This is a genomic window from Cytobacillus stercorigallinarum, assembly GCF_014836495.1.
Lineage (GTDB): Bacteria > Bacillota > Bacilli > Bacillales > Cytobacillaceae > Cytobacillus > Cytobacillus stercorigallinarum.
Genome location: NZ_JACSQT010000009.1, coordinates 206,310 through 221,372 on the forward strand (window position 1 = coordinate 206,310; position 15,063 = coordinate 221,372).

The following is a 15,063-nucleotide window of genomic DNA, read 5'->3' on the forward strand; positions in this document are numbered from 1 at the left end:
AAAGTATGTTTTTAACAACCCATTTACTGTTTTTTTTATTTAGTTCAGCAGTTTATTATTATGAGCAACACCGAATAGAGGCGATTGTCATATTTAACCGATCTAAAAGTTTTTTTATTTTTACCATTGTATCTAACGTAACGTGAGGTTTTATAATATTACATAAGGAGGGCTCTTATGACAAATGATTATTATCGTATTGGAGAATTCGCTAAGAAAACAAATACGACTATTCGTACATTGCATTATTATGATGAGATTGGCTTATTAAAGCCGGCATGCACGAGTAAAACAGGTGATAGATATTATTCCACAAACGAAATATTAACAATGCAAAAGATTGTTACGTTAAAATATTTGGGTTATCCATTAGATAAAATACAGGAGCTTCTCAACAACACTGAGTGGGATCTGCGGCAATCTCTGTCGTTTCAACAAGAAGAGCTCATTATCAAAAGACAGCAAATTAATCACATGATTAAAACGTTAGACCATGCTCTTTCGATTTTAGAAGAAAATCAAACAGTTGATCCCAATATTTTTATTATGCTCATTAACTCCATTCAAATGGAGACAGAGCATAAAGAATGGATGAGGAATTTTATCCCCGAGAATATGATTCAAGATATCTACAATATTTCTGATGAGAAACAACAACAATTAAACAAACGAGTCGCTAAAGAATTTGCAAACGTAAAAAAGTTAGTGGGTACCGATTATGAGGATGAGCATGTCCAAACAGTGATTGCAGCCATTTGGGATATCCTCTATGAGCTTTATCCTAATATTGAGGGTTTCATCCACCACATAACAGAAGTAAATGAAGATATTGATCACCATCTCGCTGAAAGCTCCTGTTCTTTTCCCCTCTCCATTTACGGCGGAAGAAGAAGAATGGCTTGCTCAGGCTATCTCCATTTATCTAGAAAAGAAGGGAATGAAACAAATTGAAAACAAAAAAGAAAACGGCTAGTCTGTGGTCATTATTAAAAGGCGCAAAAGTACCAAAGTGGATTATCATTGTTGCACTGCTACTCAGCCTACTTGAAACCGCAGCAGGGTTGGTCGTTCCATTATTTACAGCTAATATGGTCGACCAGTTAGCTACATCTCGCCTTGAACTATCGCTCATCGCATTATTAGGGGGCGCGTTCATCATCCAAACAATTGCCTCCGGTTTTTCCTTTTATTTAATGACTTATATTGGAGAAAGAATGGTCGCTTCATTACGAAGAAAACTGTGGGAACATTCTATCCACCTCCCAATCCCTTTCTTCGATAAGCATCAATCAGGAGAAACAATGAGTCGAATCACACAAGATACAAATATAGTAAAATCTTTGATTACACAACATATTATTACTTTTATTACGGGAATGATCTCAATCATTGGGGCAATTATTATTCTACTAATGATTGACTGGCGAATGACACTTATTATGCTTATTGCTGTTCCATTAGCAGTCATTATTATCATGCCACTCGGGCAAAAAATATATAAAGTATCTCTATCTACCCAAGATCAAATGGCTGATTTTTCGAGCAACCTCGGTCGGGTCTTATCTGACATTCGACTTGTAAAGGCGTATCAAGCCGAAAAAACGGAGATTGAAAAAGGGAATAAGAACATTCAGCACTTATTCCAATTTGGTTTGAAAGAAGCAAAAATTCAAGCAGTCGTCTCACCATTTATGACATTTATTATGATGTTTGTTCTTGTTGTCCTCATTGGATATGGCGGGGTACGAGTCGCTTCAGGAGAACTATCTGCCGGCTCATTGGTAGCTATTATCATTTATATGTTCCAAATTGTTGTTCCATTTACCCAAATGGCTTCTTTCTTTACTGCTTATCAAAAAGCAATGGGTGCAACAGAAAGAATTCAGGATATGTTAAATACACCTACTGAAAAAATGAATGAAGGAACAAAAGGTGCAATCCATCCAGAGGAAATTACCTTTAACCAACTCCAATTCTCATATAAAGATGACAAGATCATTAAGGATATCAATTTACACATACCAGCTGGAAAAACGACGGCATTTGTCGGTCCAAGTGGTAGCGGTAAAACAACCTTATTCGCCCTACTTGAACGCTTTTATGAACCTAATGATGGCAGTATTTTATTAAACGGTAAGCCAGCTGACGAGTATGCTATTGAAAATTGGCGGGCACAAATTGGTTATGTTTCTCAAGAAAGCCCACTGATGTCTGGAACAATTCGAGAAAACTTAACCTATGGCACGAAAAAAGAGATTAGTGAAGAGGAATTACTGCAAGCAACTACACAAGCCCATGCAGCAGAGTTCATCGAGAGATTGCCGAATGGTTTAAACACCGATGTTGGTGAGCGAGGAATTAAACTCTCTGGTGGACAACGTCAACGCATTGCCATTGCTAGAGCCATTATTCGTGACCCGAAAATCCTTTTATTAGATGAAGCCACATCGAATCTTGATAGTTCCTCAGAACAACTCGTACAATCGGCTCTGCAAAATTTAATGAGAGGCCGAACAACACTTGTCATTGCCCATAGACTGTCAACTATCATTGATGCCGACCAAATTATCGTTCTCGAAAATGGAAAAATCACAGGAAAAGGGACACATGCTGAATTGCTTCAATCACACTCTTTATACGAACAACTCGCTACAAAGCAATTAAATATCAGTCAAACTTAAGCTGAGAGAGGAGCATACCTCTACTCAGCTTCTTTTATGACCCACTTTTAACAGGAATAGGTTGCTCAACACCGTCAAAGCCTTCCTGATAAATACGACTAATAATCGATTCAATCTCAGGCTCTTCGACAGTTAAATCTTTAATATTATGTGTTTGTGTAATTTGCGTGATAACACCAGAAGCAGATATATCTTCTCGGTTAAAGCGTATCCAATACCTACCTGTTTCTTCTTTAAATACTTCTGCTTTTTCAAGCGTCAATGGCGTAGAATGTTGTTCTAGATCTACGACAAGGGTCCGAATTTTTCCAAATCGATTTTTCACTACAGCGATTTCTCCATCATACACTTTCTGTCCGTGATCAATTAATACCATCCGCTGACAAAGTTGCTCGATATCTTCCATATCATGGGTCGTTAGAATAACCGTAATATCGCGTTCTTTATTGATTTCTTTTATAAATGTACGCATGCGTTCTTTCGCTACTACATCTAACCCAATCGTCGGTTCATCTAAGAATAAAATGGGAGGATCATGGAGTAAGGAAGCGGCAATGTCAGCACGCATTCTCTGCCCTAAAGAAAGTTGCCTTACTGGCGTATTGATGAATTCATCTAATCCAAGAATCTCCGTAAATGTATCCATATTTTCTTTATAGCGGCTATGCGAAACTTGGTAAATTTCCTTTAATAATTCGAATGATTCAATCGTCGGCAAATCCCACCACAATTGCGTTCTTTGTCCAAAGACCACACCGATATTTTTGGCATTAGCTTGACGGTTTTCATAAGGAACGATGCCATTTACTTTAACCGTTCCCCCACTAGGTACGAGGATACCCGTTAACATTTTAATCGTTGTCGATTTTCCCGCACCGTTAGGTCCAATATAGCCGACCATTTCTCCTTTATCGACAGTGAAACTGATATCCTTTACCGCATGCTTTGTATGAAATTCACGTTTTACTAGACCTTTCATGGCACCAAGAAAACCGGTTTCACGTTTCGCAATTTTAAATTCTTTCATCAAATGCTCTACTTCTATGATAGCCATTCTTTACCCTCCACTCTGTTTATGACTGCCTACCTTCAATGCTCTTTATGAACCCGTACTCTTATAACGGCTGAGCCCTAGCATCCAAATGTAGTAGGCAATAATGAAGAAAACAATACCAACCAATGGCGAAAAATAACCAATATTCTCTGAGAAGTATGGCGTTTCTTTACCTAAGATAACGCTTGCAGGAAAATAATTCACAAAACCAAAAGGTACAACAAACGCCATAAACCATTGCACCATTTTTGGATAAATGACTAGTGGATAATTCGTTAAGTTTCTTGCTGGGTACATCACAACCCAATAAAATTGCTCGGATTTTGTTGTCCAAAAGGCAAAAGCTGAGATAATCACGAGCAAGCCCCCTTGTATAAGGACTCCACCAATCACTGCCGCAAATAAAAACAGGACATTAGCAATTGTCCAATGAATTTGCAATTCTGCACTTACCCAAATAAAAATAAATATACTAAAGATAAACTGCCCAAAGGATGCCACATCAAACTTCATCGCCATAAAGTGAAAGAAAGGATTAATCGGCCGCACTAAGAAACGATCAAATGTACCGTTTAAAATATATGTATCTAAACTACGAAAATGGAAAAATAAAATAATACAAAATCCCCAAGAGAGCACTGCTATCGCAAATAAGAATAACATCTCATAAAAATTCCATGTACCTAACTCCTGAAACTGATAGAGCATTACCCACATCGTTATCGCCGTTCCTGCATATGAGGTCAGCATCCCTACAATCCTCATAAAGAAGGCAAAGCGGTATTGCAGCTGAGCCCTTATACCAGCAGCAACAAGTTTAAAATATAAATCAATATACCTCATGAATGCCATACTTATCCCCCTTGAACAACCACCTTCTGCGATGCTTTTTTCCATACTAATCTTAAAAAAATATATGTAACGACTACCCAAAATAACTGAATCCCAATAGATGTGAAGATTTGATTTCCTGCAATCTCACCAATAAAAATCGCATTTGGTATGTAATAAATGCCTTGAAAGGGTAAGTATGAGGCAAAGCTTGCGAGCCAACCTGGGAAAAACCACAAAGGAATAACCGAACCAGATAGTAATGACATCGCAAAATAAAAGATATCCTCAACTCCGCCTGTTTCAACTAAGAAGAAAGTTAATAATCCAAAGGCCATTTCAATACAATAACGAATTAAGAACCCAATAAAAGCGGCAAATAAAAAAGCTAACCAGATCAGTGGATCATTTGGTATTGAAAGGTCCATAAAGAAAAATAAGATAATATACAAAGGCATTAGTGCAGTAATCATATAGAAAAACACACTGCCAAAGTCTGCGAATAAATAACGTAAAGGCACATCAAAAGGACGCATTAATTCCAATGAAATATCACCCGTACGCACTTTCTCTTGTATTTCCCAGAGAGGGGTCCCTGCCCCGTTTACACCTGAGAGAAATTGACTTACTACTATATATGTAAGCATTGCTTGAAAACTGACGCCACCAGCCTCTTCTCTACCCGCATATAACACTGTCCAGATAGAACCCCACATTAAAAGAAAGATCACATTAGAACCGAGTCTAGACCAGACATCAAATCGGTACACAGCCGAACGTAGAAAAGACTTTTTGGCAAACGTCCAATACAAACGATAATTGAACATCTACTTCCCACCTGCTTCTTAAAAAATCACGTCATCTGCAAACATTTTAACATAATTTTACTAACACCCACCCCTTTTAGTTTGACAATTATTTAAATTGTCAATAGAATAACATCTCTACCATTTTCACGTATAAGGTTGGCAATTAATATAGAATGAATTAAAATGTAGTCTGACTTATTTTTATTAGAAGGAGACATCAATTGATGCGTAAATATAAATTATCCGATGTGTTAACCTTTCTCATACCTTCTATACTAGGGATTTTATTCTTTATCATTCCGATTAGTGTAGACGGAGAAGTAACCATTCCTATTGCCATTTTATCTGGGTGGATACAAGATTTATTAGCTGGATATATTCCGCTAATTATGGTGGTTATTATCGTTCTTACTTTATTGGGGACAGTACTAGCGAAGATTTCCCCAAATATTTTTAAAAACACCCCTTTCTTAAACAACTTATTTAATGTTACTTATGGGTGGGTAATTGTCCGTTTTTTAGGGGCCGTATTTGCAGTGCTAACCTACTTCAAGTGGGGAACTGAGGCTGTTTGGTCAACAAATACAGGTGGACTATTACTGTTTGATTTATTACCAGTGCTATTTAGCGTATTTTTATTTGCAGGATTACTTCTACCCCTGTTGGTTAACTTTGGATTACTAGAATTCTTTGGCGCTTTACTTACAAAGGTCATGAGACCGTTATTTAAACTTCCGGGCCGCTCAGCAGTTGACTGTGTTGCCTCTTGGATTGGTGATGGAACGATTGGGGTTCTATTAACAAGTAAACAATACGAGGAAGGATATTACACGAAAAAAGAGGCTGCCATTATTGGTACAACCTTCTCTGTTGTGTCTATTACTTTTAGTCTTGTTGTTATCTCACAAGTAGGATTAGGAGAATTCTTTGTTCCATTCTACTTGACGATCCTAGCGACAGGTATTATTGCTGCCTTAATCATGCCAAGAATACCACCACTTTCAAGAAAAGCGGACACTTATTATGACAAGAAAGCTAAAGAAGCAGATGAAGCTATTCCTAAAGGTTATACGCCTATCTCTTGGGGAATAGAATTAGCTCTTAACAAAGCTAGAAAAAGTAGAGACGTAAAGGCCTTCTTTATTGACGGATTTAAGAATATTTTAGACATGTGGATGGGTGTAGCACCGATTGTTATGGCGCTTGGTACAGTCGCATTAATTTTAGCCGAATATACACCAATCTTTACTTGGATAGGTATGCCATTTATTCCGGTATTAGAACTCTTTGGCTTACCAGAAGCTGCTGCTGCATCTGAAACATTATTCGTTGGGTTTGCAGATATGTTTTTACCTTCTGTCATGGCTGCAGGGATTGAAAGTGAATTGACTAGATTCGTTATCGCTGCTCTATCTGTTTCGCAGCTCATTTATATGTCAGAAGTTGGCGGTTTGTTATTAGGGTCTAAAATCCCTGTATCATTCTTTGACTTAGTATTAGTCTTTATCCTAAGAACTATCATTTCACTGCCTATTATTACATTGGTTGCTCATTTTATATTTTAAATCCATTCTTTCTCGGGAAATAATTTTTTCTGCCACCTGTCGTGTTTTCAGGTGGCGTTTTTATATACATTGAATGGATTGAATTTTTGATAGATGAATCACTAAAAAGATCCATCGGTTACGATAAAATCTCCAACCATACAACGTTTGCCCCTTTATGAAAGTGGGACAAAACCAAAGTTTCTCTCCATTATTAAGCGCCATACAGTGAATACGGTATAATCCTTTCACACAAATTTGTTTTAAAATGAATTCAGGTTGTTCTTCCGGTAGATTCGGCATGTTTTTCGGCGGTTTATACGGAGGGGGAATTTGCTGAAATGTATCTAGGTCCATATTTTTTAACAGTTTCCCTTTTATCCCTTTCGGTTCATGTACATTAAAATGACTCATAGTAATCACCTCAAGCACATCTTATGTGAAAAGTGGCCATTTGCCATCATCTTATGTCAGGTAACTCACCAATGCTTAAGGTGAAAACAAAAAAATGCCTGCAGCAACTTCGTCTGCGGCACCTGATATTTATTGAGCGATCTCATATAACTCTGCACTTGTCATTTTAATGAGGTCTTGTAACGTTAATTCTATCTGTGTACCTAATTTACCCCCACTAACAATCATACTTTTCATATCCTTTGCTGATGTATCAATATACGTAGGATATTGCTTTTTCATAGCAATTGGTGAACAGCCACCACGAATATAGCCTGTTATCTTCTGAATATCTTTCACATGAATCATTTCAACCTTTTTCTCACCTGACGCCTTAGCTGCCTTTTTCATATCCAGTTCCTTATCAACTGGAATGACAAATACATAGTTTTGCTTACTTGCACCCACTGTCACTAATGTTTTAAAAACCATTTGACCTAATTTACCCGTTTTTTCTGCCACTGAAAGACCATCTATTTTTCCATCGGCAACATCATAAGTTATGACTTCGTAGCTTACTTTCGCCTGCTCTAATAACCGCATCGCATTTGTTTTTCCTTTTGCCATTCAACTACATCCCCTAGAAATAACGAAAAAGTATTTGCTCAAGTTCGATAAACTCTAGCTTCATAAGGACGAAGCTTCACCTTCTTAGGTGGCGATATATCGCCTTGTGCTTGATAGTTCCATAATAATAGCTCTGCACTTTCTCTGACAAGTAGGTGATTTAAACTTACAGTCACAGTAAGAGCAGACAGGTTTACTAGAATCAGAAACCTCTGTTCTTCATCTTCTCTTGTATAAGCAAAAACCTGTTTATGATTGGGAAAAAGAAGCTTATATTCACCCTTACTAAAGGTAGCGTGAGTCTTCCTTAAAGTAATTATATGTTTGTAAAATTGCATGACGGAATGATTCGAATTCTTTTGTAAGTCCACATTGATTTTTGTATAATTCTCATTTACTTCCATCCATGGTTTCCCCTCCGTAAAGCCTGCGTGTGGATCAGAACTCCACTGCATAGGCGTACGGCTATTATCCCGCGAAGAAGCCCATATGAGTTTCATAATCTCTTCGTGTGACCAACCTTTCTGTTGTTTGTCCTTATATAAATGATGAGTGATGATATCATGATAGGAGGACATCTTTTCGAAGTGCACATTCGTCATGCCTATTTCTTGGCCTTGATAAATAAAGGGAGTACCTTTCATAAAAAAGTACATACACGCTAAAGCAGTTGCGCTTTCATACCAATATTCTTTATCATTGCCCCAAGTTGAGACAATTCGCGGCTTGTCATGATTTTCAAGAAAAAGGGCATTCCAACCATCTGCAGCTAATGCAACTTGCCACTTCGTTAATACTTTCTTCAAATCAATGATATCTAAGATTGGTTTTTCTTCTGCATCCCATAAACCAAGGTGCTCGAATTGAAAAACCATATCCATTTTTCCTTGGTCCTTGCCAACCCAAAGAAGAGACTCTTCTGCACTAACCCCATTCGCCTCCCCAACCGTAACAACTGGGAACTTCCCGTACGTTTCTTTTTTAAATTCTAAAAGCCAATCATGTATTCCAGGTTGATTCATATGCTTCGAGAAGGAGGGGACATATGTCTCTTTGTTAGTTGGAGGGATGTCTGGTAATCCCGGGCTTTTCTTAATATGACTAATCGCATCAATTCTAAAACCGTCTACGCCTTTTTCTAGCCACCAATTGACTGTATCATATAATGCATGACGTACTTCTTTGTTTTCCCAGTTTAAATCTGGTTGTTTTTTAGAGAATATATGCAAATAATATTCACCCGTTGCTTCATCATACGTCCATGCAGAGCCGCCAAATATACTGGCCCAGTTATTCGGTTCTTGCCCATCTTTTCCTTTTCTCCAAATATACCAATCTCGTTTTTTCGATTCCTTGCTAGCTTTCGACTCTATAAACCATGCATGCTCATCACTTGTATGGTTTAAAACAAGATCAATAATTAGTCGCATACCTCTTTGATGTACTTCCTCTAATAATTGATTAAAGTCATTCATTGTCCCGTATTCAGCTAAAATTTCCTGATAATTAGAAATGTCATAGCCGTTATCATCGTTAGGAGACTCATACATCGGACAAATCCAAATCAAATCAATGCCCAGTTCCTTTAAATATGATAGACGTTGAATAATGCCTTGTATATCCCCAATGCCGTCTCCATTTGAATCTTGAAAGCTTCTTGGATAGATTTGATAGGCAATTGCGTCTTTCCACCAAGTCACATCCCATTCCTCACCTTCTACTAACGATTAATTAATGATTTATGAATCCATATGGCCGCCTGAGAGCCTTCACCCATGGCAATTGTCACTTGTTCTGAATGAGCCACAACATCACCCGCAGCCCAAACATGAGGAACATTCGTCATTTTCGAGCGCCCATCCGTTATAATATGCTGATTACCTAAACGTTCTACACCTAATTTTGCTGCTAAGTCCGATTTTACTTGATTCCCACCATAAGCAATAAAGCCTCTCTCACCTTCTACAACCTGTCCAGATGCCAAACGAACCCCGCGAAACGATGAACCGTCAGCCATTACCTCGGCTATTTTTTCTTCAATCACTTCAATTCCTAATTTCTCTAACTGTTGATAAGTTTGTGGACAAACTTCTTTTTGCTCATCATTAACGAATATAATTGAATTCGTCCAATAAGCAAGCGTCAATGCCATATTAGCACCCGTGTTTCCAGAACCCATCACAACCGTTGTTTTATCCTTCACCTCATAGCCATCACAGTCTGGACATACGTACACAGTCAAACCTAGACATGGACCGAGCGATTTATACGGGGGAATATGATCCATGATGCCTGTGGCAAGTAATAATCGCATGCCTCTATATTGCTTCTTACTTCTTGTGTAAATCATGAACTCCTCTTCCTCGTACATAATGTCTATTACTCGATCATCTTGATAATGAACACCATATTTTTCCCCATGTGCTCTGCCGATTTCTCTAAGGTGTGGACCACTCACACCATTAGGATAACCTAATATATTATGATAACTTTGACATATGGACGATCGCCCTTGATTGTCATCAAGCACTAACACTCGATGTTTATAACGACCTAATTGAATCGCTGCCTGTAATCCTGCAATCCCACCACCAATAATAATGCATTCGTATTTCATACGCCTCATCCCTCCTCATTTTCATCTTTGTATTGTTTCCAAATTGATGAAAATCATGAAAAAGGGCAACAAAAACTCATTATCCACAAAAAATATATTAACTTGTGGATAAATTATAAATATACACAGGGTTATACACATACGAACAAACGCTTGGTTTAATAGCTTCTTTCCATGTTATTATTAACTTCTTCCTTTGAATCATTTTCACCTTTTTAAGTTATCCACTTTTTATTGTGGACAACTGTTAATAAGTGCTAATATTCTTTACATTCTTTCCACATCGAAATTTTTTCATTACCCATACCTAGATTGCATTGCTCATATCTTGGTTCTCACTTGTTCCGAAATAAAAGGCTCGTCTCGCATCCCACCCAAAAGGGTTCAAAAATAGCAGAAAGGTTGCCCACATCGGCAACCTTTCTGCTATTTATTCATATGTGACAAAAAACCACCTAATAAATCATCAATATCTTCTTCGGCTTCTTCCTTCTTATGTGATTCTGGTTCGTTTTTCTTCGCTTGATTCCAATCGAAACTATCTAGTTCATCTTCAAACGTCGCATCGTCAGTAGATTCTTCCGCAGCAGCAGTTTCCTGCCATTCATCAACAGGACGAGTGCCTGATTCTTCCTGCAAATATAATGCTTCATCAATATTAGCTGAGCCACTATTTAAGGAAGCTAATAATGCTGTAGCTCTGAGCGGGTCGGAAATAAGCTGATACACAATACTTCCGAGTAATGCCTCAGAATGCTCGTGTTTTAGCCAATCCTTTTGAACCTTTGTTAAATGTTTCGGAAGTGGAATCGTAATAGCTTCTCTCTCATTACTCTTATTTTGATTCACTCCAGCAAGGACAATTTCCGCAACCTTACTAGAAAAATTTCTTCTCTCTGTTGTTTTTAACCTTTGTAGCTCTTTTAGTAGATAATCTGGTGTATCAGATGGTATTCGGAATGAAATTGACTGACCCCTTTTCAATTCCGAAGAAGCTGGTTTTTTCATCAAAACTCACCTAGTTTGATTTAACAGGTTTCTTATCCTGCTTATCTTTATTTGATCTTCTTGCATAATCTGCAACCAATTTATAATAGGCATTCGCCATCATCCAAATGCTTTCTTTTTCATCTTCAAAAAAGTCGATGTTAAAACCATCTAAATTATTATTCAAAGTTTTGAGGTAATCCTTTAGGACGATGGAGCCACCACCAACAAAATAGCATATTTCAGTTTGCGAATTTTTTTGCCATACGTTTCTTAATAAACGATATTGCTTCTTCGCTAAGTCTAAAAGAATACGATCTGTAATGTCATGTACACTTGTGCGGCTACCTTTAACCATAATATGGTTGCGGTTGTTTTTTCTTGTAATAATCTCCACTACATCGCGGCGACTATCAAGCTCTATACCATGTTTTGATCTTATTTCTTCTCTAATCGCTTCTAAAGATTCAGACACACCTAAATTAAAGCCTTGAGCTTTATCATCATCCACATTTCGATCTTTAATGACTGCGATATCTGTTGATAAACCACCAATATCTTGAATAAGTATGCGTTTATCTATTAAGTCTTTATTAATAATATTTAATTGATTGTCCATCACCAAATTAATGAAAGCAGCAAAACCTTCAGGATATACTTTGACATCATCAAATTTAATATTGACCTTCACCCCTTGATATTTAGGAGTAATTAAAAATTCGACTTGGTGAACAGACCCCATTAATTTAGATCGATAACCCGAATCCTTACCTTCTTTTGCTTCTCTCAATGGAAGTCCTGTACCTAATAAATAATTCGCATCAACCACATTACCAGATCTCTTAAATGCAGCGCCCTTTTCTTCATTAACCGCATCCAATGCTAACGCAGTAAATAACATGACCAACGTTTGATCTTCTTCTGATTTACTGCTGCCTGGATCAAGCTCTGATGCGTTATCACTTTTGGTTGCTAAATGTCCAACACGATAGATTGCATTATTCTCTTTCAAAGCAGGGGAGTGGACACGAATATGTATGCCATCTAGCGGATCCTTACTATTTAGCTCTTCAATTCCAATGACTGGTCTATCCTCAATATCTCTTGCTACGACATTCGGTAAATTAAGCTCGTTCTCTACCTTACCAAAAATAGCTTTAAGCGAATCATTACCAACATCGACAGCCGCAATTCTTGCATTCGTCATCTCTTATCCAACCCTTTCATTCTCATATATTTGAGTTAATAGTTTAAGAGTAATAGAGAATGAAGTAATAAGCAATGAAAGAGGGAGAAAAGTTACCAAATCGTAAAAACGTAAACAAACAGCAAAATTTCGTATACCTGTATACTTTAATGTTTACAAGAAAACATAAAAAGCATACATCTTTATATATCAACATGTATACACTTTTGCATACTTGCACACATTTAAACAGTCAAAAGAAAACAATAATGTAAACTTGTATACTTATTTCGTTTACACGCATACGGAAATTGAATACATGTAAACACCCATCTTCTTACCCACTATTTGCTATTAAAGGGACCGCTACAAATCTTGCCAATAAGACAGGTTAGAGAGTGAATAAATGAAAAGTATGAGAATCATTCAAGCGGAAAATACTATCAATGATTTACAGATCCGTTAGAAGGCCTTCAAAACAAATAACTACCAAATCCCATTAAATTTAAACATTCTGATTAGACTTTCGAATTAAGTTCCATTTAATATACTTGTACGCTCAAAAGATAATCGTTTAATTATCTATATAATCTTGATATAATTTTTTAAAAGCAGGCCAACCCCATTAAATCAATATTTATACGTTTCTATAGCCAAATTATACTTATCTTTGATTTGACAAAAATCTGAAAAACATTATTATAGTATAAGTAAAAAAAGGAGGAAATTAAATGTCTGACGACAAACAACGCATTGTCGATAGTGTGCCTCAGAAGGGATTTTTTGGACATCCTAAAGGTTTATTCACACTATTTTTCACTGAATTTTGGGAGCGCTTTTCCTACTACGGAATGAGAGCCATCCTTGTTTTCTACATGTATTATGAAGTTTCACAAGGCGGTTTAGGGCTTAGTCAAACGACGGCTTTATCTATAATGTCTATATATGGTTCACTTGTTTACATGTCTGGAATCATTGGCGGTTGGTTCGCTGACAGAATATTTGGTACTTCTAAAGCTATTTTCTATGGCGGAATCCTAATTATGCTTGGACATATCGCATTAGCTATTCCTGGAAGCATTGCCATGTTCTTTGTATCCATGGTATTAATTGTTTTGGGAACAGGGTTATTAAAGCCTAATGTATCAAGTGTCGTAGGAGATATATACAGCGAAAGCGATAGTCGCCGCGATGCAGGGTTCAGTATTTTCTATATGGGGATTAACCTTGGTGGTTTCCTTGCTCCTCTAATCGTTGGTTCACTAATGGATACAAGTTTCCATCTTGGATTTGGTGTGGCTGCGGTTGGTATGTTTGTTGGATTAGTCACTTTCCAAGTAACTAAGAAAAAGTATTTAGGTCTAGCAGGAACTCAAGTGCCTAACCCATTAGCACCACATGAAAAGAAACGAGTATTTACACAAATAGGAATAGGTACTCTTATTGTTGCTATTCTAATCGCTGTAGGTATTCCTACTGGATATTTAACATTTGACAGTCTTGTCTTTATTGTCGGAATTTTAGGAGTAGGAATTCCAATCGTTTACTTTACTGTTATGTACAAAAGTGAGAAAACGACAGATGTGGAACGCTCAAGATTAATTGCCTACATACCTTTGTTTATTGCAGCAGTTATGTTTTGGGCCATTCAAGAGCAAGGTTCAACAATCTTAGCCAGCTATGCAGACAATCGTACGGATTTACAATTTATGGGCATCACTATTTCTCCAGCATGGTTCCAATCTCTTAATCCTTTATTCATTATTGTATTGGCACCAATGTTTGCTTGGTTATGGGTGAAGCTTGGTGATCGTCAACCTACGATTCCACAAAAGTTCTCTCTCGGATTACTATTTGCAGGTCTTTCTTTTATCGTTATCCTTGTACCTGGATATTTTGCTGATGAAGGTGCATTAGTAAGCCCACTTTGGTTAGTATTAAGCTATTTTATTGTTGTACTTGGTGAACTTTGTTTATCACCAGTTGGTTTATCAGCAACGACAAAACTAGCTCCTACTGCATTCTCTGCACAAACAATGAGCCTTTGGTTCTTAGCAAGTGCAGCAGCTCAGGCTATCAATGCACAAGTGGTTAGATTTTATTCAGCTGATACAGAAGTACTTTACTTCGGTATTATTGGTGGTTTATCCATTGTACTTTCAATCGTTCTTTTCTTGGTTGCACCAAAAATCCAGAAAAAGATGCGAGGAATTAGATAAATTTCTAAAAAAAGATGAACCTATACGACGGTTCATCTCAGACCGTAGACAAACCCCACCTTTGCATTAAAGTGAAGGTGGGGTTTTCTGTTATTTTAAAAGATTTTTCTTCTTT

At 37.2% G+C, this 15,063-nt stretch carries 13 protein-coding genes; 4 read left to right on the forward strand and 9 right to left on the reverse strand.

Features of this window, described 5'->3' with window-relative positions; translation table 11 throughout:
* Positions 1-177 precede the first annotated feature (177 nt).
* Both H9655_RS17410 and H9655_RS17415 read left to right on the forward strand, forming a co-directional pair.
* Entirely contained in the window at positions 178-951 is a 774-nt protein-coding gene (locus tag H9655_RS17410; protein WP_191816388.1) for a MerR family transcriptional regulator, read from the forward strand.
* On the forward strand, positions 948-2,681 hold the full coding sequence (locus H9655_RS17415) for an ABC transporter ATP-binding protein (RefSeq protein ID WP_191816389.1): 1,734 nt from the start codon (positions 948-950) through the stop codon (positions 2,679-2,681). Before H9655_RS17410 ends, H9655_RS17415 begins: the two co-directional genes overlap by 4 nt.
* A gap of 34 nt (positions 2,682-2,715) precedes the next feature.
* Here H9655_RS17415 and H9655_RS17420 read toward each other — a convergent pair whose 3' ends face one another.
* From H9655_RS17420 to H9655_RS17430, 3 genes are read right to left on the reverse strand one after another with little or no spacing between them, the layout of a single operon-like run.
* Positions 2,716-3,735, reverse strand: coding sequence for an ABC transporter ATP-binding protein (locus H9655_RS17420; protein ID WP_191816391.1), 1,020 nt, complete (start codon positions 3,733-3,735; stop codon positions 2,716-2,718).
* 45 nt (positions 3,736-3,780) lie between these two features.
* A complete protein-coding gene (locus H9655_RS17425; protein ID WP_191816393.1) occupies positions 3,781-4,587 on the reverse strand; it encodes an ABC transporter permease in 807 nt (268 codons plus the stop codon).
* Between the two features lie 2 nt (positions 4,588-4,589).
* Positions 4,590-5,393 (reverse strand): ABC transporter permease, encoded by an 804-nt coding sequence (locus H9655_RS17430; RefSeq protein WP_191816395.1) that lies wholly within the window; start codon positions 5,391-5,393, stop codon positions 4,590-4,592.
* Between the two features lie 206 nt (positions 5,394-5,599).
* Here H9655_RS17430 and H9655_RS17435 point away from each other — a divergent pair, with 206 nt between their 5' ends.
* Positions 5,600-6,940 (forward strand): YjiH family protein, encoded by a 1,341-nt coding sequence (locus H9655_RS17435; protein ID WP_191816397.1) that lies wholly within the window; start codon positions 5,600-5,602, stop codon positions 6,938-6,940.
* 60 nt (positions 6,941-7,000) lie between these two features.
* Here the strand turns inward: H9655_RS17435 and H9655_RS17440 are convergent, their stop codons facing one another.
* The 6 genes from H9655_RS17440 to H9655_RS17465 all read right to left on the reverse strand — a co-directional run bounded on the left by H9655_RS17440 (position 7,001) and on the right by H9655_RS17465 (position 12,750).
* Entirely contained in the window at positions 7,001-7,333 is a 333-nt protein-coding gene (locus H9655_RS17440; RefSeq protein WP_191816399.1) for a hypothetical protein, read from the reverse strand.
* Between the two features lie 129 nt (positions 7,334-7,462).
* Positions 7,463-7,939 carry a Cys-tRNA(Pro) deacylase gene (ybaK, locus tag H9655_RS17445; protein WP_191816401.1) on the reverse strand — a complete coding sequence of 159 codons (477 nt, stop codon included), beginning with the start codon at positions 7,937-7,939 and terminating at the stop codon, positions 7,463-7,465.
* 38 nt (positions 7,940-7,977) lie between these two features.
* Positions 7,978-9,639, reverse strand: a complete 1,662-nt coding sequence (locus H9655_RS17450) for a glycoside hydrolase family 13 protein (protein ID WP_191816403.1) — start codon at positions 9,637-9,639, stop codon at positions 7,978-7,980.
* A gap of 20 nt (positions 9,640-9,659) precedes the next feature.
* Positions 9,660-10,556 carry an NAD(P)/FAD-dependent oxidoreductase gene (locus H9655_RS17455; protein WP_191816406.1) on the reverse strand — a complete coding sequence of 299 codons (897 nt, stop codon included), beginning with the start codon at positions 10,554-10,556 and terminating at the stop codon, positions 9,660-9,662.
* A gap of 426 nt (positions 10,557-10,982) precedes the next feature.
* On the reverse strand, positions 10,983-11,564 hold the full coding sequence (locus H9655_RS17460) for a hypothetical protein (RefSeq protein WP_191816408.1): 582 nt from the start codon (positions 11,562-11,564) through the stop codon (positions 10,983-10,985).
* 10 nt (positions 11,565-11,574) lie between these two features.
* A complete protein-coding gene (locus H9655_RS17465) occupies positions 11,575-12,750 on the reverse strand; it encodes a ParM/StbA family protein (RefSeq protein WP_191816409.1) in 1,176 nt (391 codons plus the stop codon).
* Between the two features lie 710 nt (positions 12,751-13,460).
* On the opposite strand from H9655_RS17465, the gene H9655_RS17470 reads away from it, so the two are divergent.
* Entirely contained in the window at positions 13,461-14,948 is a 1,488-nt protein-coding gene (locus H9655_RS17470) for a peptide MFS transporter (protein WP_191816411.1), read from the forward strand.
* The last annotated feature ends 115 nt before the right edge of the window (positions 14,949-15,063 follow it).